Here is a 19,906-nt window from a genome sequence, read left to right on the forward strand (position 1 = left end):
CCGGGTCGGGGTCGTCCTCATCCTGACACACGACGCATCGTGTCGGCGGGGGACCGGAGGCCTCTTCGGGCTCGTGGTCTCCGGTCCCCGACGCGCGCGTCCGGGTTACGCGTGGCCCGTGATGCCCGACGTGGACGCGATGACGTCGCCCATCTTCTTCGAGAGCGCCTCGTAGAACATCGAGAGCGGGAACTCGTCGTCGAGGACGGCGTCCGTCATCCCCTTCGGGGCGCCGAGCAGCGTCTCGTCCGGGAGTCCGCGCTTCCATGCCGAGGCGGGGTGCGGTTCGACCACGGAGGACACGAGCTCGTACGCGGCGAGCCAGTGCGCGACCTTCGGCCGGTCGATCGAGCGCCAGTACAGTTCGTCGATCGCGTCGCCGAGCTGGACGACCACGCCGGGAACCTCGTCCCAGTCGATCGCGAGCGACGTGTCCGTCCAGTGCAGCACCCGGTGCTGGTGGAGCCAGGCGAACAGGAGCTGCCCGCCGAGCCCGTCGTAGTTGCGCACGCGCGAACCGGTGAGCGTGAAGCGGAAGATGCGGTCGAAGATCACCGCGTACTGCACGAGCTTCGCGTGGCGGAGGGTCTCCGCCTCCGCCTCGGTGAGCTCGCCGGCGTCGCGCGCGGAGAGCTCCTTCTGCAGACGCACCGACTCCCGGAACGCCGTGAGGTCGCAGCGCAGCTCCTCGAGCGAGTAGAGGAAGAACGGCATGCGCTGCTTGATCATGAACGGGTCGAACGGCAGATCGCCGCGCATGTGGGTGCGGTCGTGGATGAGGTCCCACATCACGAAGGTCTCCTCCGCGAGCTGCTGGTCCTCGAGCAGCTCCAGGGCGTCGTCCGGAAGGTCGAGCTTCGTGATCTCGGCCGCCTTCTTCACGACACGACGGAACCGGGCCGCCTCGCGATCGGCGAAGATCGCGCCCCACGTGAACGTGGGGATCTGGCGCATCGCCACCGTCTCGGGGAAGAGCACGGCCGAGTTGCTGTCGTACCCGGGGGTGAAGTCGACGAAGCGGATAGGAACGAACAGGGCGTTCGAGTAGTCGCCGGCCTCGAGGGAGCCGATGAACTCGGGCCACACGACCTCGATGACGACGGCCTCGACGAGGCGGTTCGTCGACCCGTTCTGCGTGTACATCGGGAACACCACGAGGTGCAGCTCGCCGTTGCGTCGGGACTGCTGCGGCTGGAACTCGACGAGCGAGTCGTAGAAGTCGGGCACACCGAAGCCGGCATCGACCCAGCGCTCGAAGTCGGTGACGACGGCCGAGAGGTAGGCGGCGTCGCTCGGGAACTGCGGGGCGAGCTCGCGGATGGAGGACACGATGTCGGCGACGTGCTCGCGGGCCGCCGCATGGGCGTCGGTCTCCGGGATCGACCCGTCCTTGATCTGGTGGGCCTGGATCGCGGTCGCGGCCGCCTTGAGGCGCTGCCATGCGGGGGTCGCGGCGATCTCCTCACCGGTGAGCGTTGCGTCTTCCACGACCTCGGGCTCGCCGATGATCGCCTGTGAAGTGCGTTCGATGGTCATGGATCCCTCCTCGGGTTCGCGCGTGGGTGGCCGAGGACGATCGCCCTCTCGCTGAGCGTAACCGGGGGAGTCGGAGCGTTTCTTTGCCTCCTGCGCACGCCCACTGCGCGTACCGCTTCCACGGCGCACGTTTCCACCTCCCCCCACCCCAAAAAGATGGCGATACGGCACGAAAACTCGTGCTGTATCGCAGTCTTTTTGGGGTGGGGTGGGGTGGGGTGGGGGTCAGGACCAGCGGCGCTTGACCCAGCGTTCGAAGAGGCCGACGAGGGAGTCGGAGAGCTTGCCGAGCACGGCGAGCAGGATGATCACGAAGAAGATGCGGTCGATCCGGCCGTTGTTCTGCGAATCGACGAGTCGGAAGCCGAGACCCATCGACGAGGCGATGAGTTCCGCGGCCACGAGGAAGAGCCACGCTTGCGCGAGGGCGAGGCGGAGCCCGGAGATCACGGAGGGGATGACCGCGGGCAACTGCACGGTGGCGAAGAGCCGCGGACCGTTCAACCCGAAGGCGCGACCGGCCTCCACGAGCTGCCGGTCCACGTGCCGCAGCGCCGCGGAGACCGTCGTGTACACGGGGAAGAAGGCGCCGATCGCGATGAGGATGACCTTCGAGTCCTCGCCGATCTTGAACCACAGGATGAGGAGCGGGACCCACGCGAGCGACGGGACCGCCCGCAGCGCCGCGAGCGTGGGGGAGAGGAAGATGTCGCCGAGCCTCGACAGGCCGACCACGGCGCCGATCGAGAGACCGAGACCCGCACCGATGCCGAAGCCGAGGAGTACACGCTGCACCGAGATCGCGACATCGGACGCGAGCAGGCCGCGCTGAGCGAGGTCGACGCCGGCGAGCCAGACCTCCACGGGGGAGGGCAGTCGCGACGACGGCACGAGATCGTTGGCGCTCACGAACGCCCACACGGTCAGCACGAGGACAGGCAGCACAGCACCCGCGACGAGCACGAACCACGTCTTCGACGTGAGCCGACCGGTTCCGCGCGCGAGGAAGGCGCGACCGGGCCGAGCCTCGGTCGTGTCGTACGACGCGCCCTGGACGCTGACGACGCCGGGAACACGCTCGTCCCGCTCACTCTGGTAGCTCATCCGTCCCTCCTCTCGTCTCGTGTCGATCCCCGTCCCCTCCCGGTCCCGGGAGCGAACTGGTGCTAGCCGTCGATCGCCGACGGGTCGGCATCCTCCGCGTAGGTGGGGTCGAGGAGACTGTCGAGCGCCTCGTCCACGTTGTCCTGCGATGCCACGTCACCGGACTCGACGAAGATCGGACCGATCACGGAGAGCACGTCGATCTGTGCCTGACCGGGTACGTTGTCCACATCGAGGTTGGAACGGTCCTCGATGACCGTCGTCGCGACGGCGAGGTCGATGCCCGCGACGTCCGCCAGGATCTGCGCCGTCTCCTCGGGGTTCTCCTGTGCCCAGGCGCGCGCCTTCTCGTAGGCGTTCACGACGGTCTGCGCCACGTCGGGCTTCTCGGTGAGGAAGTCCTCCGTCGCGTTGAGGAAGCCGTAGCTGTTGAAGTCCACGTTGCGGTAGATGAGCTGCGCACCGTCCTCCTCGGCCCCGGCCATGATCGGGTCGAGACCGGCCCACGCGTCGACGGAGCCGTTGAACAGTGCGGTCGAGCCGTCGGCGTGCTGGAGATTCTCGATCGTCACGTCGGCGGGGTCGACACCCTCGGCGTCCAGCGCCTGCAGGAGGAAGAAGTAGGGGTCGGTGCCCTTCGTTGCCGCGACCTTCTTGCCCGCGAGGTCGGCGACGGACGTGATGTCCGAGTCCGGGCCTACGACGAGCGCGCTCCACTCCGGCTGCGAGTAGATGTCGATCGTCTTGATCGGCGACCCGTTCGAGCGCGCGAGCAGCGCGGCGGAACCGGCCGTGGACCCCACATCGATCGCGCCGGCCCGCAGGTTCTCGTTCGCCTTGTTGGATCCGGCCGACTGCACCCAGTTGACCTCGATGTCCTGATCCGCGAGGGCGTCCTCGAGCCAGCCCTGGTCCTTGATGACGAGGGACAGCGGGTTGTAGGTCGCGAAGTCGATGTTGAGCGTGCCGCCGGTGGTCTGGCCGCCGGCATCGCTCGTCGAGCCGTCCGTCGATGCGTTCTCGCCGGCCGCGCAGCCGCTCAGGACGAGGGCCGTGGCGGCGGCGAGGGCGGCGACGGCTGTGGCCGCTCGTGATCGGTTCGTGCTCATGGGGGCTCCTGTGCTGTGGTGCTCGGCCGACCGGGGTCGGGGTGCTGGGGTGCGGGGCGCTGGCGGGGCGGCTCAGCGTGGTGCGGGTCAGTACGGGTAGTGCGGGATGGAGGTGCCGGTCTCGATGCCGCGGGCGCTGCCGTGGCGGTCGATCCCCAGGCCGTCGAGGAGTCGGCCGCGCAGCTCGGCGAGCTCTGACGAACCGCGATCGCGTGGGCGCGTTCCCGGAACGGTGAGGAGCTCTGCGATCGTGGCCCCCGTCTCCCCGCCGTCCTGTCGGGCGAGGAGCACGACACGATCCGCGAGCTGCAGCGCCTCGTCCACGTCGTGCGTGACGAGGAGGACGGTCGTCGGTTCGGCGGAGAGGATCTCGAGTAGGAGGTCCTGCATCTTGAGGCGCGTGAGCGCGTCGAGTGCGCCGAAGGGCTCGTCGAGGAGCAGGACGCCGGGATTGCGGGCGAGGGCGCGTGCGAGGGACGTGCGCTGCGCCATGCCGCCCGAGATCTCTCGCGGCCGATGACCCGCGAACTCCCCGAGGCCCACGAGGTCGATCAGTCGTGAGACACGAGCCTGTCCGTCGGCCTTGGAGGTGCCGCGCGGGAGCCCGAGCGCCACGTTGTCGTGCACGGTGCGCCACGGCAGCAGGCGCGGTTCCTGGAAGCCGACGGCGGTGCGCGGATCGATGCCGTCGACCGGCGCCCCGTCGATGCGGACGACGCCGGCGGAAGCCGTGTCGAGTCCTCCGGTGATCCGGAGGAGGGTGGACTTGCCGCAGCCGCTCGTGCCGAGGATCGCGACGACCTCTCCGGGCTCGACGTGCAGTCCGATGTCGCGGAGCACCGGCCGGACCGGCCCGTTGCCGCGTTCCGTCTCGAACGACCGTCCCACTCCGTCGAAGTCGATCGAGACGGCGCGGCTGACGTCGCGTGCGCGGTCTCGCGGGACGGTCGTGGACACGGGGGCTCTCGGGTCGCTCGAGGACGGATGGTCTGGCGGTCATCCAACGCTAGGGCGTTCCCGCCACACGCCTCCCCGTCGGTGAAACGTTCCGTAACATTGCGGCCCTCCGCGACGTCCGGCGCGCAATCGGATGCCTGTCTCTTCCGTTCCCGCGGATACGCGCGTACCCTGCCCTCAACGAGGCGAGGGAACGTCACTTCCCGGCTCGCTCCGACCCGGTGGACGACCCAGGGATACCGATGAGCAGATCGCAGCACAGTCCCGGCATTCTCCGCACCGATCGCTCCGGCGCCGGAGGGAGAACGTCGCGGTCGCGACCCGTCCGCCGGCTCATGCTGATGGGCTCGATGCTGGCAGGGATCCTTCTGTCGAGCACCGTCGCGATCGTGCCGCCCGCCGCATACGCCGACACCGCGCCGCCGGTCGCGGGCACGCCCGAGACCGTCTCCTCCGACCCCCTTCCGACACCGCAGATCGACGGCGTCGTCTGGGACCAGGTGGTGATCGGGAACGTCGTGTACGTGGGCGGCGATTTCCGCACGGCCCGCCCGTCCGGTGCTCCCGCCGGACAGAGAACGGTCGCCCGGTCCAACTTCCTCGCCTACAACCTGACGACCGGAGCGCTCGTCACCACGTTCGCGCCGACCTTCAACGCGCCGGTCCGGGCACTCGCCGCATCGCCGGATGGGAGCAGGCTCTACGTGGGAGGCACGTTTACCGCGGTGAACGGCAGCACCCGCTACAGGCTGGCTGCGTTCTCGGTGGCGGACGGCTCGCTCGTCTCGTCGTTCCGCCCGACGCTCAACTCGGGTGTGAAGGCGTTGGCCGCGACGAACACCACGGTGTTCCTCGGCGGCAGCTTCACCTCCGTGCAGGGCACAGCGCGCTCGAAGGTCGCGGCGCTCGCCGCGTCGACGGCCCAGCTCCTGCCGTTCGCCCCGTCGCCGGCTGGAGGGAACATCGCGGCCCTCGCCCTCTCCCCGTCCGGGTCTGAGCTCGTGCTCGGCGGCAACTTCACCTCGGTGAACGGCTCGAGCAATCCCGGCTACGGCCTCGCGTCGGTCGACGCGACGACGGGTTCCCTCCGTCCGTTCGCCGTGAACACGGTCGTGCGCAACGGTGGAACCTCGGCGGGAATCACCTCGCTCGCCGCCGATTCGACCGGCGTCTACGGGAGCGGCTACGTCTACGGCGGCGGCGGCAACCTCGAGGGAGCCTTCAAAGCGGGATGGGGCGGCGGCGCGACCGTCTGGTTGGAGGACTGCCACGGCGACACCTATTCGATCGCGTCGGCGGGCACCACGGCGTACACCGCTGGTCACGCGCACTTCTGCCGCAACATCTCGACGGGAGGGTTCCCCGACTACTCTCCACCGAGCAAGCACTACCGCGCGCTCGCCTTCACGACTGCGGCGACGGGGACGCTCACGACGAACAGGATCACGTCATACGCGAACTTCGCCGGCCAACAGGCACCCTCGCTGCAGCACTGGTTCCCCGACCTCGCCCCCGGTACCTACACGGGGCTGGGCCAAGGGCCGTGGGACGTGACGGCCTCCGGCGGCTACGTGCTCTACGGTGGCGAATTCATGACAGTGAACGGAACGGCACAGCAGGGCCTCGTCCGTTTCGCGTCGAAGACCGTCGCGCCGAACACGGACGGCCCACGCCTCTCCGGCTCGAACATGAAGAGCACGATCGTGGCGGCCGGTTCCGGGCGGGCCCGGCTCTCGTGGACGGCCAACTACGACCGCGACAACAGCGCGCTGCGGTACGAGGTGATCCGTGACGGCAACACCGCGACTCCGGTCGCGACGGTGGCGGTCACCTCGAATTTCTGGACGAGGCCGAACGTCACGGTGACGGACACCGGCCTGACCCCCGGTCGCAGCTACGGGTACCGCATCCGCACGATCGACCCGTTCGGGAACGCCACCCTGGGCGACACCGTCACGTTCACGGCGACCTCCGGCTGACCCCTGCCGGCGAGCGGCCGTGAACCGCTGACACGGCGACGCTCGCGACGGTGCTCCGCCGCGACCGTCGCCGTGTGGAGACGGGTCAGGCCTCCGAGCCTCCGGACAGTCGCTCGGCCGCAAGGCGCTCGGCCGCTGCGAGCGTCGTGACGCCGTCCCGACCCGCGGTGTCGAAGACGGCGCGGACCGTCTCGCCGATCGCGGTGACGCGCTGATCGAGGGCCGCCCGTCCGGCGACATCGGCTGCCGACGCGAGGTAGATGACGCCGCCGGCGTTGACGATGAAGTCGGGTGCCCACAGGATGCCGCGGGCCGCGAGGAGGTCCGCGACCGATCTGTTCTCGAGCTGATTGTTGGCGGCTCCGACGACGGCCCTGCACGCGAGCTCCGCGACGACCGTCTCCGTGAGGGCGCCGCCGACGCCGCACGGCACGAAGACGTCGGTCTCCACGAGGTGCTCGGATCCGGGCGACACCCACATGGCGCCCAGTTCCTCCGCGAGGGCGCGTCGGGCCGGGTTCACGTCCGTGACGGTGAGGTCGACCCCCTCTGCGTGGAGCGTCCTGGCCACGAGGGAGCCCACGTGGCCGAGACCGGAGATGGTCGCGCGGCGGCCGCGGAGGTCCGACGTTCCGAAGACCACATCCGCCGTGGCACGGATGGAGGAGACCACGCCGTCGGCCGTTGCCTCGCTCGGCTCGCCGACGCCGCCCTGCTCGGGCGGGAGGCCCGTGACGTGTGCCGTGCGCTCCGCGACGACGGCCATGTCCGCTGACGAGGTCCCGACGTCTTCGGCGGTGACGTACCTCCCGCCGAACGACTCGACGATGTCGCCGAGATCGAGGAAGGCGTCACGGCGTGTCTCGGCATCGAGGGTCACGCCCAGGGGGAGATGGATCACGGCCTTGCCGCCGCCGTGCTCGAGTCCGGCGCACGCGTTCTTCGAGGTCATCCCCTCCGAGAGGCGGAGGGCGTCGGCGAGGGCGTCGTTCCACGTGGGGTACGACCAGAGGCGCGCGCCGCCGAGGGCAGGACCGAGGCGAGTGGAATGCACCGCGACGACGATCGTGAGCCGCGAACGCTCACCTGTGGCGATGACGACGCGCTCGTGCTCGAGAGCGGACCCGCGGAGACCCGCATCGTCCTGTCGGTCCGTCGCAGCCGATGGTGCGGGGCGTCGGTCGGTGGATTCCATCGTGCGGGCGGCAGTCGTCATCGTCTCTCCTCGTGGGTGTTCGAAACGCGCTCGGGTGCGAGCGCTCCGGCGAGGAGCTGATGGCTCCGTCGCCGCCGTCCATCCTCCCATGACGCCCAGGCGAGGGGCCAGATCCTGACGCGCCCTAGGCTGAACACATGGGAGGAGTGCTGCTGGGGTTCGGGATCATCGGTTTCGTCATCCTCGTGGGCTACATCGCGGCACGCCTGCAGATCGGCGGCCCCGAGGCGGGATTCGTGCTCAACCGCATCGCGTTCTTCGTCACCGGTCCGGCTCTGCTCTTCACCGTGCTCGCCCAGGCCGACATCGGCGACGTCTTCTCCGTGCCCCTCCTCGTGGCCCTCATCAGTGCCGTCTCGATGGCCGCCGTCTACCTCGTGGTGAACCTCGTGTTCTGGCGCGATCCGCTCGGCCGGTCCACGATCGGGTCGATGGCGTCCGGCTACGTCAACGCGAACAACATCGGACTCCCGGTGGCCGTGTACGTGCTCGGCGACGCGCACTACGTGGCACCGCTCATCGTGATCCAGCTCGTGATCTTCGCGCCGATCGGTCTCGCTCTCCTCGACATCGAGTCGAGGGGATCCGCGTCGGTCGGTGGGATCCTGTCCCAGCCGATCCGCAATCCGCTCATCATCGCGTCGCTCACGGGTCTCGTGATCGCGCTGCTCGGCATCGACCTGCCGGACGCCGTCCTCGCGCCGTTCGAGCTTCTCGGCGGTGCCGCCGTGCCGCTCATCCTGATGGCGTTCGGCATGTCGCTCTACGGGCAGAAGCCGTTCGCGGCGAACGAGGGACGCTCGCGCATCGTCGTCGCATCGATCCTCAAGGCCGTCGTGATGCCGGGCGTCGCGTGGCTCGTCGCGTCGCTCGGCTTCGGCCTCCACGGCCCGGAGCTTTTCGCCGTCGTCACGCTCGCCGCCCTTCCGACGGCGCAGAACATCTTCAACTACGCGAGCCGCTACAACACGGGTGTCGTGCTCGCTCGCGACACGGTGCTCGCGACCACGCTCGCGTCCGTGCCCGTCATCGTGGTGATCGCGGCGCTCCTCGCGTGAGTCATTCGCGCCGATCGACGGGGTAGCGCGGGTCCACCGCGTAGTCGGCGCGACGGCGATCGAGGGCGATCCGCACCTGTTCGAAGCACCGACAAGACCGGTGCGGTGCTCGTGCCGGACTCGGGTGATCTGAGGGGAGACCACGAGGAGCTCGCGGCGCGCGCGTTCCGTCCGTGGGCGTCGGCCTCAGCGGTTCGCCTGCGCCCAGGCGATCGCGCTGTCCGCCTGCTCCCGCGAGATGTCGGTGGTGCCGCCGCAGTTCGAGCACTCGTTGGCGAAGCGCGTGGACACGGGGAAGAGCGGGACGAAGAAGAGTGTGAACCGATTGACGACCCTCAGCACCCGCTGGGGCACATCCTTCGAGCAGAAACGGCAGACGAAGGACACGAGGGCGACGACCGTGGCCTGACGCCGGGTGCCGAAAAGGATGAGCATCAGCCGAAGATCATGGGGCGGTCGTCGTCCTCGGCGGGTTCCACGTCCAGATCGACGACGACGGGGACGTGATCGCTCGGGGCGTCTCCCTTGCGCTGCTCGCGATCGATCGACGCTCCCACCACGAGTTCGGCGAACGCCGGTGATCCCAGCACGAAGTCGATGCGCATGCCCTCGTTGCGGGGGAAGCGCAGCTGCTTGTAGTCCCAGAACGTGTAGCCCGTGGGGACGAGTGGGCGCACCACGTCCGTGAGGCCGGCGCCCTCGAGCGAGGCGAACGCCGCGCGCTCCTCCGGCGAGATGTGGGTGGAGACGCCCGGAATGTGGCTGGGGTCGCCCATGTCCTCGTCGAACGGCGCGACGTTGAAGTCGCCCATGAGCGCGAGCGGCAGATGGGGCTCGGCGGCGAGCCACGTGCGGACGTCGGCCTCGAGCCGGGCGTACCACTCGAGCTTGTAGACGAAGTGCGGGTCTCCGATGGCTCGGCCGTTCGGAACGTAGAGGCTGAAGAGCCGGATGCCGTCCACCGTGGCGCCGATGGCGCGCGCCTCGAGGGGGAGGCCGGCGGCGTCGAACTCAGGCCCCGAGCCGCCGGGGCCCGGCGTGGCCGGCTTGCCGAAGCCCGGCATGCCCTCGAAACTCGTCACGACGTCCGTCATCGGGAGCCGGGACGCGAACGCGACGCCGTTCCACTGGTTGAGTCCGTGGAGGTGCACCTCGTATCCCGCCGCCTCGAACGCCTCGAGGGGGAACTGATGCGGGCGGCATTTGATCTCCTGCATGGCCAGCACGTCCACCTCGTTGTTCACGAGCCAGTCGACGACACGCCCCGATCGGGCCCTGATCGAGTTGACGTTCCATGTGGCGATGCGCATGATCCAACGCTACCGGCAACCGCCGACACGCTCGGCGGTCTGCATGGCTTCGGCATGGTGCGGCTCAGACCCAGCGCGGTCCGACGAGAGGCGGCTCCTCCGCGGGCGTGTGGCTCGCTTCGAGAGCGACGGCCTGTCGCCGGATCTCGTCGGCGACCGTGCGGACCGCGAGCCGCTCCGCCTTGTCGGGGCGGAGCAGCATGAGCACGTGTCGCGAGGCCTCGACGCCCGTGAGCGGCCTCGTCACGATGCCCTTCTCCGGCCCGGACGCGGTGAAGCGCGGCGTGAAGGCGACGCCGATGCCTTGCGCCACCAGCGCCTCCGTGATGAGGTTGTCCGACACCCGCTGCACCACCTCGATCTCGCTCTGCGTGACGGCCTCGAGCTCGTGGAGCAGGAGGTCGAACGCGAACTGCTCGGGGACGCCGATCCAGGGCTCGCCGACGAGGTCGTGCGGGGTCAGCTCGCTCTTCCCCGCGAGCCGGTGGCCGAGAGGGAGGACCACGTCGAGGGGCTCGCTCAGGAGGTAGATGTTGCGGAGGCCGCGCCCGCTCCACGAGCGCTGGCCCGGGAGCGAGTAGGCGATCACGATGTCGTAGTCCGCGGTGAGGCTCGGGAAGTCGGTCATGTCGGCGTCGCGGCTCGTCAGCTCCACGGTGAGGCCGGGGAGGCGGGCGAGCGCCGCGACGGCCGGAGGGACGAACGTCTGACCCGCCGTGGGGAACGTGGCCACCGAGACGTGCCCCGTGGGATCACCGATGTACTCGTCCCACGTCGCTTCCGCGCGCGCGATCGCCGCGGCCACGTCGATGGCGCTCGCCGCGAGAGCGCGGCCTGCGTCGGTGAGCACGATGCCGCGCCCGCTGCGTTCCGTGAGGGGCAGGCCGGCCTCGCGTTCGAGGAGCTTGAGCTGCTGTGAGACGGCGGAGGGCGTGCGATGGGTCGCCGCCGCGACGGCATGGACGGAGCCGCGATCGGCGAGCTCCCGGAGGAGATCGAGGCGGCGCACATCCATGTAGTGATGCTACACAGTCACGGTAGTTTTATTCGCTTGTCGTTCATGGTCGGGAGGCATGTAATGAAGAGGTACAGCTTCTCGTCCCCGATCAGGAAAGGACCCTCTCATGACCGTCTTCCTCACCATCCTCGGTCTCACGGCCGTTTCCGCGATCGCGGGAACGATCGTCACCGTGCTCCGCGACGGCTACCGTCGCGAGCCCGCGCGCACGTACAACCTCGTCTGAGGTCCGTCCGCACTGCGACCCCGAGGCCGCGTCACCCATCGGTGGCGCGGCCTTCGTCGTTTCCGGGGCGTGCCGATGCCTGATGAATCGGAGGGTGGGGCTCCGCGAGCCGCCGATCCGCGGAAGAACGCCCCGCTAGACTCGGTTTCTGTGACCGATGCACGCGAGCGACTGATCGACTTCATCAAGAAGGACGCCGTCTTCCATGGCGACTTCACCCTCACGAGCGGCAAGAAGGCGACGTACTACGTCGACATGCGCCGCGTGAGTCTCGATCACCGCGTCGCCCCGCTCATCGGTCAGGTCATGCTCGACCTCATCGCGGATGTGCCCGACGTCGTCGCCGTCGGTGGGCTCACGATGGGTGCCGACCCGATCGCCTCCGCGATTCTCCACCAGGGCGTCGCAGCCGGACACGCGTACGACGCGTTCGTCGTGCGCAAGCAGCCGAAGGACCACGGACGCGGACGCCAGGTCGAAGGGCCCGACCTCGCCGGGAAGCGCGTCATCGTCGTGGAGGACACCTCCACCACCGGCGGTTCGCCCCTCGCCGCGATCGAGGCCCTCAAGAAGGTGGGCGCCGAGATCGCCGGCGTCGCCGTGGTCGTCGACCGCAACACGGGCGCGCGCGAGATCATCGAGTCCGCCGGTTACCCCTATTTCGCCGCTCTCGACCTGCACGATCTCGGTCTCGAGTAGATGACGAACGGCACCGGTGGAGGCTTCCCCACGGACGGCGACGAGCCGGTCGAGGGGGCCCGAACGAACGCGGGCGACGACGCCGCGGACGCGAGCGGCGCGTCGGATCCCGACACCGAGGGCGTCGAGATCCTCGACGACGGTGCCGACTGGCTCGCGATCCAGCTCGCCGCGTTGCCGGTGGATACGACGGACATCCCCGTCGTGCGCGCGGAGGACGAGCGCTCGCCCGACGCGGACGACGACACGGACGACGGTCTCAGCGATGACGGCCCGGAGGACACGTCACCCGCCACCCAGCGACTCCCGATCCTGCCGGACGACGCCGCGTCGGCGCCCGTCTCCGCACGCTCGTCGGAGCCTGCGCCGACCACGCCGAGCGAGCCGCCGCTCACTCGTCCGCGCGCTCCCGAGCCGATGCCCGGATGGTTCGCACCCTCGTCCCCGCCGCCCCCACGCCCCCCGATGCCGACTCCAGCCGCTGCCGATGAGGTCGAGGACGACGAGTCCGCCGCTCCCGTGGCGGACTCCGGCGACGAGTCCGCGGTCGCGGAGGGCAGCGACGACGTCCCGGCCTCGGGCAACACTCAGGGCGACGCGACCTCCGACGGCCGGACGGTCGACGGCGCAGTCGAGCCGGAGCCCGCCTCTTCAGCGGGTGGGCGCGCTCATCCGAACGCGATCGTCCTGCCCGGACTGCCGAAGCGGGCGACGGGCGCGGCAGACGCGTCGACGCCCGACTCGTCCGCCTCCGCCACCCGGGACGAGCCCGCCGATGAGCCGACGCCGACCGCGGTCGAGAACCCGGCTATGCCGGCCGCGACCCCGGCCCCGCGGTCGGGGATCCCCGAGGACTCGGGCGAGATCGATTTCGGGAGCTTCTCCTGGTCGCTCGTCGCGAACGATGAGGACGACCCGCGCATCGTCCGTGAACGGCGGGAAGCCGAGGAGCGCGCCGCCGAGGAGGCCGAGACCGCACGACTCGCTGCGGAGGCCGCGGCCGCCGCAGCTGCCGCAGGGGCTGCCGCACCGTCCGCCGTGCCGGGATCGGTCGCGGCGACGGACGACGACGAGCGGGAGGGTTCCGACGCTTCCGCCTCGGGAGGTTCCTCCTCGGACGACTCCGCTGCGGGCCTCTCCGCTGCCGAGCCGGAGACGCCCTCCGCCGACGCGGGGCCTCCTGCGGAGGCGCCGACGTGGTCGCGTCCCGACCTCGACGACGCTTTCCCCGCCACCGCGGCGATGTCCACCCTCCCGGCCGACGAGGATCCCGACGATCCGGACGACGAACTGGATGCGGCCGACCGGTTCTCCGCTCTCGGAACCGCGGCCATGCCGGTCTCGGCCGCGAGCGCGGCCGCCGGTGCGGCGGAGCATACGCCGACGCCGTCCGTGAGGGCGCGCGCCGAGTCCTCGGACTCCGTGTTCCCCGACGGGCTCGTCGCCGAGTCGGATGCCCAGACGTCGCACGTGCGTCCGGACCGAGTCGCAGGCCGGTCTCGCTCCGGGGGCCTCGGGTCCGGCGGAGAGCGCGGCAGTCTTCCACTCGTCGCCGCGGGCGTCGTCATCGTCCTCGCGCTCGTGGGACTCTTCTACCTCGGCACCCGCCTTCCGCTGATCTTCGCCGGATCGTCGGGCGCGGCGGCGTCGGCGACACCGACTCCGACCGCGACGCCGGAACCCACTGCGGAGCAGCCTGCCTCCGGACCGCTCGCCCCGGGTACATACGCGTGGGACGAGCTGCGTGGAGGCGAGTGCCTCGACCCGTACTCGTCGCCGTGGGCCGAGGAGTTCACCGTCGTGGACTGCTCGCAGCCGCACGCCGGCCAGCTCGTGTTCGCGGCCCCGTACACGGACGACCCGGCGGACCCGTTCCCCGGCGAGGACGTGATCGCGTCCGAGATCGGCTTGCTGTGCAGTGCGCCCGGCGTCGTCGACTTCGGGGCGGCCGCGCCGTTCACCGACCTCCAGGTGCAGGGCTCCTACCCGGTCTCGGGCGAGCAGTGGGCAGCGGGTAACCGCGACTACTTCTGCTTCGCCTCGCGCTCCTCCGGCGAACCGCTCACGACCTCCGTCGCCACCCCCACCCCCTAAGACCCCAAAAAGATCGCGATACAGCACGAAATTCGATGCTGTATCGCGATCTTTTTGGTGTCAGAGGGCGTCGGTCTCGATCGGGGCGTCGATGAGGAGCTCGTGGACGCCCGAGAGGATCTCGTCGGGGCGGAACGGGTACTTCCGGATCTCCGCCTCGTCGCTGATGCCCGTCATGACGAGGATCGTGTGGAGGCCGGCCTCGATGCCCGCGACGATGTCGGTGTCCATGCGGTCGCCGATCATCGCCGTGTTCTCCGAGTGCGCGCCGATGCGGTTGAGAGCCGAGCGGAACATCATCGGGTTGGGCTTGCCCACCACGTAGGGTTCGCGGCCCGTCGCCTTCGAGATGAGCGCCGCGATCGCGCCTGTCGCGGGGAGCACGCCCTGCGCGCTCGGCCCGGTGGCGTCGGGGTTCGTCACGATGAACCGCGAGCCGTCAAGGATGAGGCGGATCGCCTTCGTGATCGCGTCGAAGGAGTAGTTGCGCGTCTCGCCCACCACGACGTAGTCGGGCGCGGTCTCCGTCATCACGAAGCCCACCTCGTGGAGCGCCGTCGTGAGCCCGGCCTCGCCGATCACGAAGGCGGATCCGCCGGGAACCTGGCTCGCACAGAAGTCCGCTGTCGCGAGCGCCGAGGTCCAGAGCGACTCCTCCGGGACGATGAGACCGGACGCGCGCAGGCGCGCGCTCAGGTCGCGGGGCGTGAAGATCGAGTTGTTCGTGAGCACCAGGAACGGGCTCCCGAGGTCCGTCCACTGCTGGAGCAGGGCGGCGGCGCCGGGCAGTGCGTGGTTCTCATGGACGAGCACGCCGTCCATGTCGGTGAGCCAGCATTCGATCTCGCTGCGGTCGGACATGGATCCTCCTGAAATCGATCGAACGGGTGTGTCGATCTTCAGTGTAGGACCGGCGCCGATGAGCGACATCGGTGCCTGCTGTGCGTCTACCAGCCGGGCTTGCCCGCGCAGGCGGTGCCGAGCAGGGCGACGCCCGACTGCTGGTCGGCGAAGGCGGCGTGGGTGGCCTTCGCGTCGCCCGCGAGGGCGGCCTCCTCCATGCGATCGAGGTTCGCGGCGGCGCCCCGGACCCAGGCGATGTACGCGGGGTCGTCGATCCCGTCGGCGCCGAGGTACACGACGGATCTGATCTGGGAGATCATCGGGACGACGCGGCTGAGCTTGGCCGGTGCGCCGAGCGATTCGATCACGGCCTGCGTGAGCTCGAGCACGGTCTGGCGCAGCTGTTCGCAGCGGTCGGCGAGTACGTCGGTCATGGGCCCCTCCACGGATCTGTCGGCGTGCTCCGAGCCTATCGGCCCGCCCCCGCCCCTCCCGTAGAATCGACCGTCGGGACGACGGTCCCGGATCGACGCCGAGGGGACAGGTCATGGCCGCATTCGACAAGGGGTTCGCCCGCTATCCGGAGCGATTCCGTCGCGGTCGGTCGTGGCCGCGGACGATCATCTTCCTCGTGCTCGCCGTGGCGGCCCTCGTCGCGCTCGTCTACCGGGCGTTGAACTTCGGAGAGCTGCAGGATCAGGCCGCCGACGCGACCGGGTCGGTGCGCTTCGTCGCCGGTCAGCGGATCGGCCTCCTCGTCTCCCCGATCCTCCTCGTGCTCGTGGCGGCGGCGTGCGTGTTCGCGGCCATCCGCTGGGGGAAGGTGTGGAGCCTCGCCCCGTCGGGGACACCGCTGCGGAAGCGCCACTGGCGCGGCCTCTCCGGCGGGCGCCAGCTCTTCACCGACCTCGACGCGCGGTTCCGGACGGGCGACCCCTCGGCGTTCACGCCGCTGCCCAAGCCGCCGTCGCACGCGGACGTGGACATCGAGTTCTGGACGGCCGACGCCGACCGCATCGGGTTCGGCACGCTCGTCCTCCACGAGGGGAAGAACGGCAAGGACCTCACCTACTCCGAGCCGATCGCCTTCGAGGGGGCGTCGTACGACGCGCTGAAGGCGGCGCTCGCGAAGGGCCTCGACGAGAAGGCGTCACCGCCGGCCGTCCCGGGCACCTCGTCTCGGTCGACCCCGCCCGCGTCGTGAGCGCCGCGGCCGTCCCCGCGGAGCTCCAGCACTGGGCTCGCGCGTTCGAGGCCGGGAACCACTACGACGCCGTCTACGACCGCGCGGCGGCCGACGCCGTGCTGACGCGCAACCGCCGAACCGCGACCGTGCTCGCCATCGTCGGAGGCGTGAGCCTCCTGCTCTGCCTCCTACTCCTGATCTTCGGCGGCGCGGCCACCCGGCTCCTCATCGTGCTCGGCGTCTTCGGGCTGGTCGTGATGTTCGCGACGCTCCCGACGATCCTGAACGTGGGACGTGGGATGCGCCGGTTGGCCGTCGGCAACGGCACACTCGCGCGGGTGTCGGGCGCCGGTGTGTCCTTCGGCCTCGTGGGTCCGATCGCCTGGAACGAGGTGGTCGGGGTCATCGAGTACGACTCCACTGCTCGCGCGCAGGCCAGCGCGAGCATTCCGATCATCGGCTGGGGCGCCCGACTCTCGCAGAAGGCGGGCAACGGCTCGCGCGGTCTCACCATCGCCCTCCGCGACGGTTCGGCCGTGCAGGCGCGAATCAGCCACGAGAACGCACGTGGTTTCGTGCGGTTGTGGGGGCCGAAGTCGTCCCCGACCCGTCCCGGCGACATCGCGATCATCATGGATTCGTTCCTCGACGAGGCCGGTGTCCGTCAGCTCCTCGAGGCCATCGTCGTGGGCGCGCTCATGAACGGCGTTCCCGTGCACCACCCGCGGTCGGCAGCCGACTACCTCCAGACGCTCGGCCGCCTGGTCGACCCGACGTTCCCGACGGCGTAGTCGGCCCTGAACGAAATCGATCATCTGGGCTCAGTCTCGTTCCTGGTGTCTCGACAGACGTGGGAGCGTGGCCGAACCCACTGACGCGGAGACCGAAGAAGGATGTCGCACCGGCGACAGCCTCCCAATCCCCTCATCGGCATGGTCAGGGAAGGGTGGATTCCGAGAACGGGCCGTCGTAGACGATCCGACCTGACTCATCGTGCACGGCGAGTACGGAGTTCTTGTCCGCGGCGACGACGAATCCCGGCGGCAGGTTGACGGTCGCGAGAAGGGCCGGCCGCTCGAGGAACACCGTGTAGGCCTTCGCGATGTGTCCCGAGTCCACATCCGACGCGGGCTGTGGCGGGACAACCACGTCGACGAGCCATCCCGAGAACGGGGAGCCGTCGAGCTCCTCCCGGCGGAGGCAGACGGTGTCGGCCCGCCATGCGCCCTCGATCGCGTAGATGGAGTTGTCGAAGTTCGTCCGAGGGCCACGCGGGATGCCGCTGCGCTCGTGGAAGTCGTCCTGCATCGCTCGGATCCACAGCACGTCCGTCAGGTCTTCGGTGATGCGCCGTCGCGGGAACATCGACCGGAAGTCCGGTGCGACGGCCACGAAGCCGAGGCCGTCCTCACGGAGCCGGATGGGTGCCCACCCCAGGTCGACGACGGCGCCGTCCGCGATCGCGTCGTGCTCGAAACGCTGAAGCGCGGCCACTGCGAGGGGGACCATGTCCTCTCGGATCGTCGCGCGGACGTCCGCTCCGGCTATGCGGTGATTGATCGTCACCCGCTTGGGGCTCGTCATTCGCGCACGCCCCTCACAGCGGTCCCTGAGCGAGGATGGAGAAGTCGCCCTCGCGGAAGATGACCTCCACGCCGTCGTCGCTGACGACCGCGGCAACGCCTGGCGGAAGGAACAGCGCCCGGACCGCATGCTTCTTCATCTGGAGCAGTTGCGCGGCGGGGTAGCGGGTCATCTCGCTTGGGGCGAGTGCCTCCGAGCCGGGCGGAGTGGGGTAGACGTCGATGTACCAGCCACTGTCATGCGGGCGGGGCTCGGTCCGCGCGAGCGCCCAGCGCGCGGCGCCCTTCGCCCGGTTTGCGATGATGAGGTCCTGATCGAAGCTCGTCGGGACAGGCTCGGTGATCCCCGCCCGGGACAGAACGAGGGTCTGGCCGACGAGGGTCCGCAGCGCGAGGGTCAGATCGTCGGTGACGCCGTCGATCGGCCGCTCGTCGTATTGAGGGGCGACCACCGTGTAGACGTCGTTCGCGTCTCGGCGGAGGACGAAGGGCCCCCACCCGATCCGGATGCTCAGCCCGTCACGGAATTCCGCACGATACGGGCGGAAGGCCTCGAGTATCCCAGCGACCTCGGCGGACAACTCGTTCGCGGCCGTTCCGCTCACCCGAGCTCTGTCGATTTCGATCGTCACCGTCTCGAGCATGTCGGCCTCTCTCCCCGGTTGATTCCGTTCGGCTGCCTGCCGTTGCTCTGCTGAGCCTGCCAGAGCCGGGACCGGGAGATCACGTGGTGGCGTGCCGCGTCAGGACGTTGGTCGGACGAACTTCTCCGGCGGGGTGCGGGTTCCGGCGAGGAACGCGGCGAGGCCGGCGTCGAAGTCCAGCGCCGAGCCCACGAAGAGCACGCTCTCGTCCGGTGCGACGTAGATCTTGCCGCCGCCGCGGACGGTGTGCACGACGCAGATGCCCGCGCCGTTCTCGAGGGGGATGGTGCGCAGCTCGGCATTCGGTGCGAGGAGGGCGAAGTAGCCGGTCGCGACCGCCGTGAGCCGGTCGATGTCGGGGGCGACGGGAGGCAGCTCGTCGCCTACGGCGGACGGACCAGCGTCGCCAGCGGCCGGCCTGGTCAGGTCGGTCTCATCGATCCCCGCCGCGTCGAGTCGCTCCAAAAACTCCTCGACCGCGTCGTCGTCAGAACGGCCCCGCAGCTCGGCCGCCTCGGGAACGGTGAGCGGGAACAGAGTGACGATCTGCCGGCTGTACCCGCCGTCCTCATCGGGTTCGACGTCGAAACCGTCATCGAGGAACGGGTTCGTCGACGCGAGCACCCCGCCGATGGCCGTCCCCTCGACGATGGGGGTGGGGGAGGCGATGATGTCCCCGAGGTTCAGCCCGCTCCCTCGTTCGAGCAGATTGACGGCGGTCGCGCTCACGAGTTCGGCTGCCTGCCGCCATTGCCCCGGGAGGGCGAACACTGCGATCTCCTGCGGCACGAGTGCCTCGACGCGGGCGGCGAGCCCGTCCGTGAAGACGAGGTTCACCGCGGGGCTCGTGGAGATGATGAGGTGCAGCGTGATCCCGTCGACATCGCCGACAGGCTGAGTGATCACACCGTCGGGGAAGAACGAACGGACGTGGTCGAGGATGGGGCGGGTCATTCGGAGTCCTCACTCGTTGTCGTGGATGTCGTTCCGAGCTCGGTCAAGCGGGCGAGGAACTGATCCGAGTACATCGATTCGCCCATCCAGTTGAAAGAATCGTGCGCGCGAGTCACGACGTCGGGGGTGACGGTTGCTCCAGCCGCGATGAGGGCGAGACAGATCGCCTCGACCGAGGGTCCGGTGCCGAGCGTCACCGTCGTCAGCGCGGCCCGGAGGGGCGTTCGGCCCATGGGGTCGACACGATCGGGGTCCGCGCCGACCTCGAGGAGGGTCTTTACACTGTCGAGGTCGCCGCGCTCGATCGCAAGGGTGAGGGGCGAGTAGTCGTGCCGTGGCTTGCCGATGTTCATCGCACCATTGATCTCGACTCCCTGGGCCGCCACGTCA

General features: G+C 69.7%; 20 protein-coding genes. 6 read left to right on the forward strand and 14 right to left on the reverse strand.

The features are described from left to right. Nucleotides 1–105 precede the first annotated feature (105 nt). The 4 genes from CLV49_RS10520 to CLV49_RS10535 form a co-directional block, all read right to left on the reverse strand. The gene (locus CLV49_RS10520; RefSeq protein ID WP_106563500.1) at nt 106–1,536 is read right to left on the reverse strand and encodes a DUF6421 family protein; all 1,431 of its coding nucleotides are present in this window, start codon (nt 1,534–1,536) and stop codon (nt 106–108) included. A 225-nt stretch (nt 1,537–1,761) separates the two neighbouring features. Beyond that, nucleotides 1,762–2,640, reverse strand: a complete 879-nt coding sequence (locus tag CLV49_RS10525; RefSeq protein WP_106563501.1) for an ABC transporter permease — start codon at nt 2,638–2,640, stop codon at nt 1,762–1,764. 62 nt (nt 2,641–2,702) lie between these two features. Then, nucleotides 2,703–3,749 (reverse strand): aliphatic sulfonate ABC transporter substrate-binding protein, encoded by a 1,047-nt coding sequence (locus CLV49_RS10530; RefSeq protein ID WP_106563502.1) that lies wholly within the window; start codon nt 3,747–3,749, stop codon nt 2,703–2,705. A gap of 87 nt (nt 3,750–3,836) precedes the next feature. Continuing rightward, complete coding sequence (locus CLV49_RS10535) at nt 3,837–4,706, reverse strand: ABC transporter ATP-binding protein (RefSeq protein ID WP_106563503.1); 870 nt, start codon at nt 4,704–4,706, stop codon at nt 3,837–3,839. Nucleotides 4,707–5,056: 350 nt separating this feature from the next. On the opposite strand from CLV49_RS10535, the gene CLV49_RS10540 reads away from it, so the two are divergent. Next, on the forward strand, nt 5,057–6,685 hold the full coding sequence (locus CLV49_RS10540) for a fibronectin type III domain-containing protein (RefSeq protein WP_127054335.1): 1,629 nt from the start codon (nt 5,057–5,059) through the stop codon (nt 6,683–6,685). 85 nt (nt 6,686–6,770) lie between these two features. On the opposite strand, the gene CLV49_RS10545 is transcribed toward CLV49_RS10540, so the two are convergent. Further along, nucleotides 6,771–7,901 carry a Glu/Leu/Phe/Val dehydrogenase family protein gene (locus CLV49_RS10545; protein ID WP_243696611.1) on the reverse strand — a complete coding sequence of 377 codons (1,131 nt, stop codon included), beginning with the start codon at nt 7,899–7,901 and terminating at the stop codon, nt 6,771–6,773. Between the two features lie 137 nt (nt 7,902–8,038). Here CLV49_RS10545 and CLV49_RS10550 point away from each other — a divergent pair, with 137 nt between their 5' ends. Further along, nucleotides 8,039–8,959 carry an AEC family transporter gene (locus CLV49_RS10550; RefSeq protein WP_106563505.1) on the forward strand — a complete coding sequence of 307 codons (921 nt, stop codon included), beginning with the start codon at nt 8,039–8,041 and terminating at the stop codon, nt 8,957–8,959. 186 nt (nt 8,960–9,145) lie between these two features. On the opposite strand, the gene CLV49_RS10555 is transcribed toward CLV49_RS10550, so the two are convergent. From CLV49_RS10555 to CLV49_RS10565, 3 genes are all read right to left on the reverse strand, one after another. Then, nucleotides 9,146–9,394 carry a zinc ribbon domain-containing protein gene (locus CLV49_RS10555; protein WP_106563506.1) on the reverse strand — a complete coding sequence of 83 codons (249 nt, stop codon included), beginning with the start codon at nt 9,392–9,394 and terminating at the stop codon, nt 9,146–9,148. Then, nucleotides 9,394–10,269, reverse strand: coding sequence for an exodeoxyribonuclease III (locus CLV49_RS10560; RefSeq protein ID WP_106563507.1), 876 nt, complete (start codon nt 10,267–10,269; stop codon nt 9,394–9,396). Before CLV49_RS10560 ends, CLV49_RS10555 begins: the two co-directional genes overlap by 1 nt. A 64-nt stretch (nt 10,270–10,333) precedes the next feature. After that, nucleotides 10,334–11,284, reverse strand: a complete 951-nt coding sequence (locus tag CLV49_RS10565) for a LysR family transcriptional regulator (RefSeq protein ID WP_106563508.1) — start codon at nt 11,282–11,284, stop codon at nt 10,334–10,336. A gap of 379 nt (nt 11,285–11,663) precedes the next feature. Here CLV49_RS10565 and pyrE point away from each other — a divergent pair, with 379 nt between their 5' ends. After that, nucleotides 11,664–12,212 carry an orotate phosphoribosyltransferase gene (gene pyrE / locus CLV49_RS10570; protein ID WP_106563509.1) on the forward strand — a complete coding sequence of 183 codons (549 nt, stop codon included), beginning with the start codon at nt 11,664–11,666 and terminating at the stop codon, nt 12,210–12,212. Then, nucleotides 12,213–14,306 (forward strand): hypothetical protein, encoded by a 2,094-nt coding sequence (locus tag CLV49_RS10575; protein ID WP_106563510.1) that lies wholly within the window; start codon nt 12,213–12,215, stop codon nt 14,304–14,306. A 60-nt stretch (nt 14,307–14,366) separates the two neighbouring features. Here CLV49_RS10575 and CLV49_RS10580 read toward each other — a convergent pair whose 3' ends face one another. Beyond that, nucleotides 14,367–15,167 carry an HAD-IIA family hydrolase gene (locus CLV49_RS10580; RefSeq protein WP_106563511.1) on the reverse strand — a complete coding sequence of 267 codons (801 nt, stop codon included), beginning with the start codon at nt 15,165–15,167 and terminating at the stop codon, nt 14,367–14,369. An 86-nt stretch (nt 15,168–15,253) separates the two neighbouring features. Beyond that, nucleotides 15,254–15,583, reverse strand: coding sequence for a hypothetical protein (locus CLV49_RS10585; RefSeq protein ID WP_106563512.1), 330 nt, complete (start codon nt 15,581–15,583; stop codon nt 15,254–15,256). Between the two features lie 113 nt (nt 15,584–15,696). On the opposite strand from CLV49_RS10585, the gene CLV49_RS10590 reads away from it, so the two are divergent. Then, nucleotides 15,697–16,353 carry a hypothetical protein gene (locus CLV49_RS10590; protein WP_106563513.1) on the forward strand — a complete coding sequence of 219 codons (657 nt, stop codon included), beginning with the start codon at nt 15,697–15,699 and terminating at the stop codon, nt 16,351–16,353. Then, nucleotides 16,350–17,126: a hypothetical protein gene (locus CLV49_RS10595; protein ID WP_106563514.1), complete on the forward strand. Its 777-nt coding sequence runs from the start codon at nt 16,350–16,352 to the stop codon at nt 17,124–17,126. The genes CLV49_RS10590 and CLV49_RS10595 overlap by 4 nt, the downstream gene beginning before the upstream one ends. Before the next feature lie 145 nt (nt 17,127–17,271). Here the strand turns inward: CLV49_RS10595 and CLV49_RS10600 are convergent, their stop codons facing one another. The 4 genes from CLV49_RS10600 to CLV49_RS10615 form a co-directional block, all read right to left on the reverse strand. Then, entirely contained in the window at nt 17,272–17,919 is a 648-nt protein-coding gene (locus tag CLV49_RS10600; protein WP_127054333.1) for a hypothetical protein, read from the reverse strand. Nucleotides 17,920–17,932: 13 nt separating this feature from the next. Continuing rightward, a complete protein-coding gene (locus CLV49_RS10605; protein WP_127054331.1) occupies nt 17,933–18,523 on the reverse strand; it encodes an immunity protein Imm33 domain-containing protein in 591 nt (196 codons plus the stop codon). A gap of 138 nt (nt 18,524–18,661) precedes the next feature. After that, entirely contained in the window at nt 18,662–19,516 is an 855-nt protein-coding gene (locus CLV49_RS18480) for a hypothetical protein (protein WP_208019795.1), read from the reverse strand. After that, the gene (locus CLV49_RS10615; RefSeq protein WP_106563517.1) at nt 19,513–19,902 is read right to left on the reverse strand and encodes an ankyrin repeat domain-containing protein; all 390 of its coding nucleotides are present in this window, start codon (nt 19,900–19,902) and stop codon (nt 19,513–19,515) included. The genes CLV49_RS18480 and CLV49_RS10615 overlap by 4 nt, the downstream gene beginning before the upstream one ends. Nucleotides 19,903–19,906: the final 4 nt, after the last annotated feature.

It is taken from the genome of Labedella gwakjiensis (assembly GCF_003014675.1).
Taxonomy (GTDB): domain Bacteria; phylum Actinomycetota; class Actinomycetes; order Actinomycetales; family Microbacteriaceae; genus Labedella; species Labedella gwakjiensis.

Bases quoted from the DNA above. Each gene is read 5' to 3' on its own strand.
- CLV49_RS10520 (WP_106563500.1), bottom strand. From the start codon at position 1,536: ATGACCATCGAACGCACTTCACAGGCGATCATCGGCGAGCCCGAGGTC.
- CLV49_RS10525 (WP_106563501.1), bottom strand. From the start codon at position 2,640: ATGAGCTACCAGAGTGAGCGGGACGAGCGTGTTCCCGGCGTCGTCAGC.
- CLV49_RS10530 (WP_106563502.1), bottom strand. From the start codon at position 3,749: ATGAGCACGAACCGATCACGAGCGGCCACAGCCGTCGCCGCCCTCGCC.
- CLV49_RS10540 (WP_127054335.1), top strand. From the start codon at position 5,057: ATGCTGGCAGGGATCCTTCTGTCGAGCACCGTCGCGATCGTGCCGCCC.
- CLV49_RS10545 (WP_243696611.1), bottom strand. From the start codon at position 7,901: ATGACGACTGCCGCCCGCACGATGGAATCCACCGACCGACGCCCCGCA.
- CLV49_RS10550 (WP_106563505.1), top strand. From the start codon at position 8,039: ATGGGAGGAGTGCTGCTGGGGTTCGGGATCATCGGTTTCGTCATCCTC.
- CLV49_RS10555 (WP_106563506.1), bottom strand. From the start codon at position 9,394: ATGCTCATCCTTTTCGGCACCCGGCGTCAGGCCACGGTCGTCGCCCTC.
- CLV49_RS10560 (WP_106563507.1), bottom strand. From the start codon at position 10,269: ATGCGCATCGCCACATGGAACGTCAACTCGATCAGGGCCCGATCGGGG.
- CLV49_RS10565 (WP_106563508.1), bottom strand. From the start codon at position 11,284: ATGGATGTGCGCCGCCTCGATCTCCTCCGGGAGCTCGCCGATCGCGGC.
- CLV49_RS10575 (WP_106563510.1), top strand. From the start codon at position 12,213: ATGACGAACGGCACCGGTGGAGGCTTCCCCACGGACGGCGACGAGCCG.
- CLV49_RS10580 (WP_106563511.1), bottom strand. From the start codon at position 15,167: ATGTCCGACCGCAGCGAGATCGAATGCTGGCTCACCGACATGGACGGC.
- CLV49_RS10585 (WP_106563512.1), bottom strand. From the start codon at position 15,583: ATGACCGACGTACTCGCCGACCGCTGCGAACAGCTGCGCCAGACCGTG.
- CLV49_RS10590 (WP_106563513.1), top strand. From the start codon at position 15,697: ATGGCCGCATTCGACAAGGGGTTCGCCCGCTATCCGGAGCGATTCCGT.
- CLV49_RS10600 (WP_127054333.1), bottom strand. From the start codon at position 17,919: ATGACGAGCCCCAAGCGGGTGACGATCAATCACCGCATAGCCGGAGCG.
- CLV49_RS18480 (WP_208019795.1), bottom strand. From the start codon at position 19,516: ATGACCCGCCCCATCCTCGACCACGTCCGTTCGTTCTTCCCCGACGGT.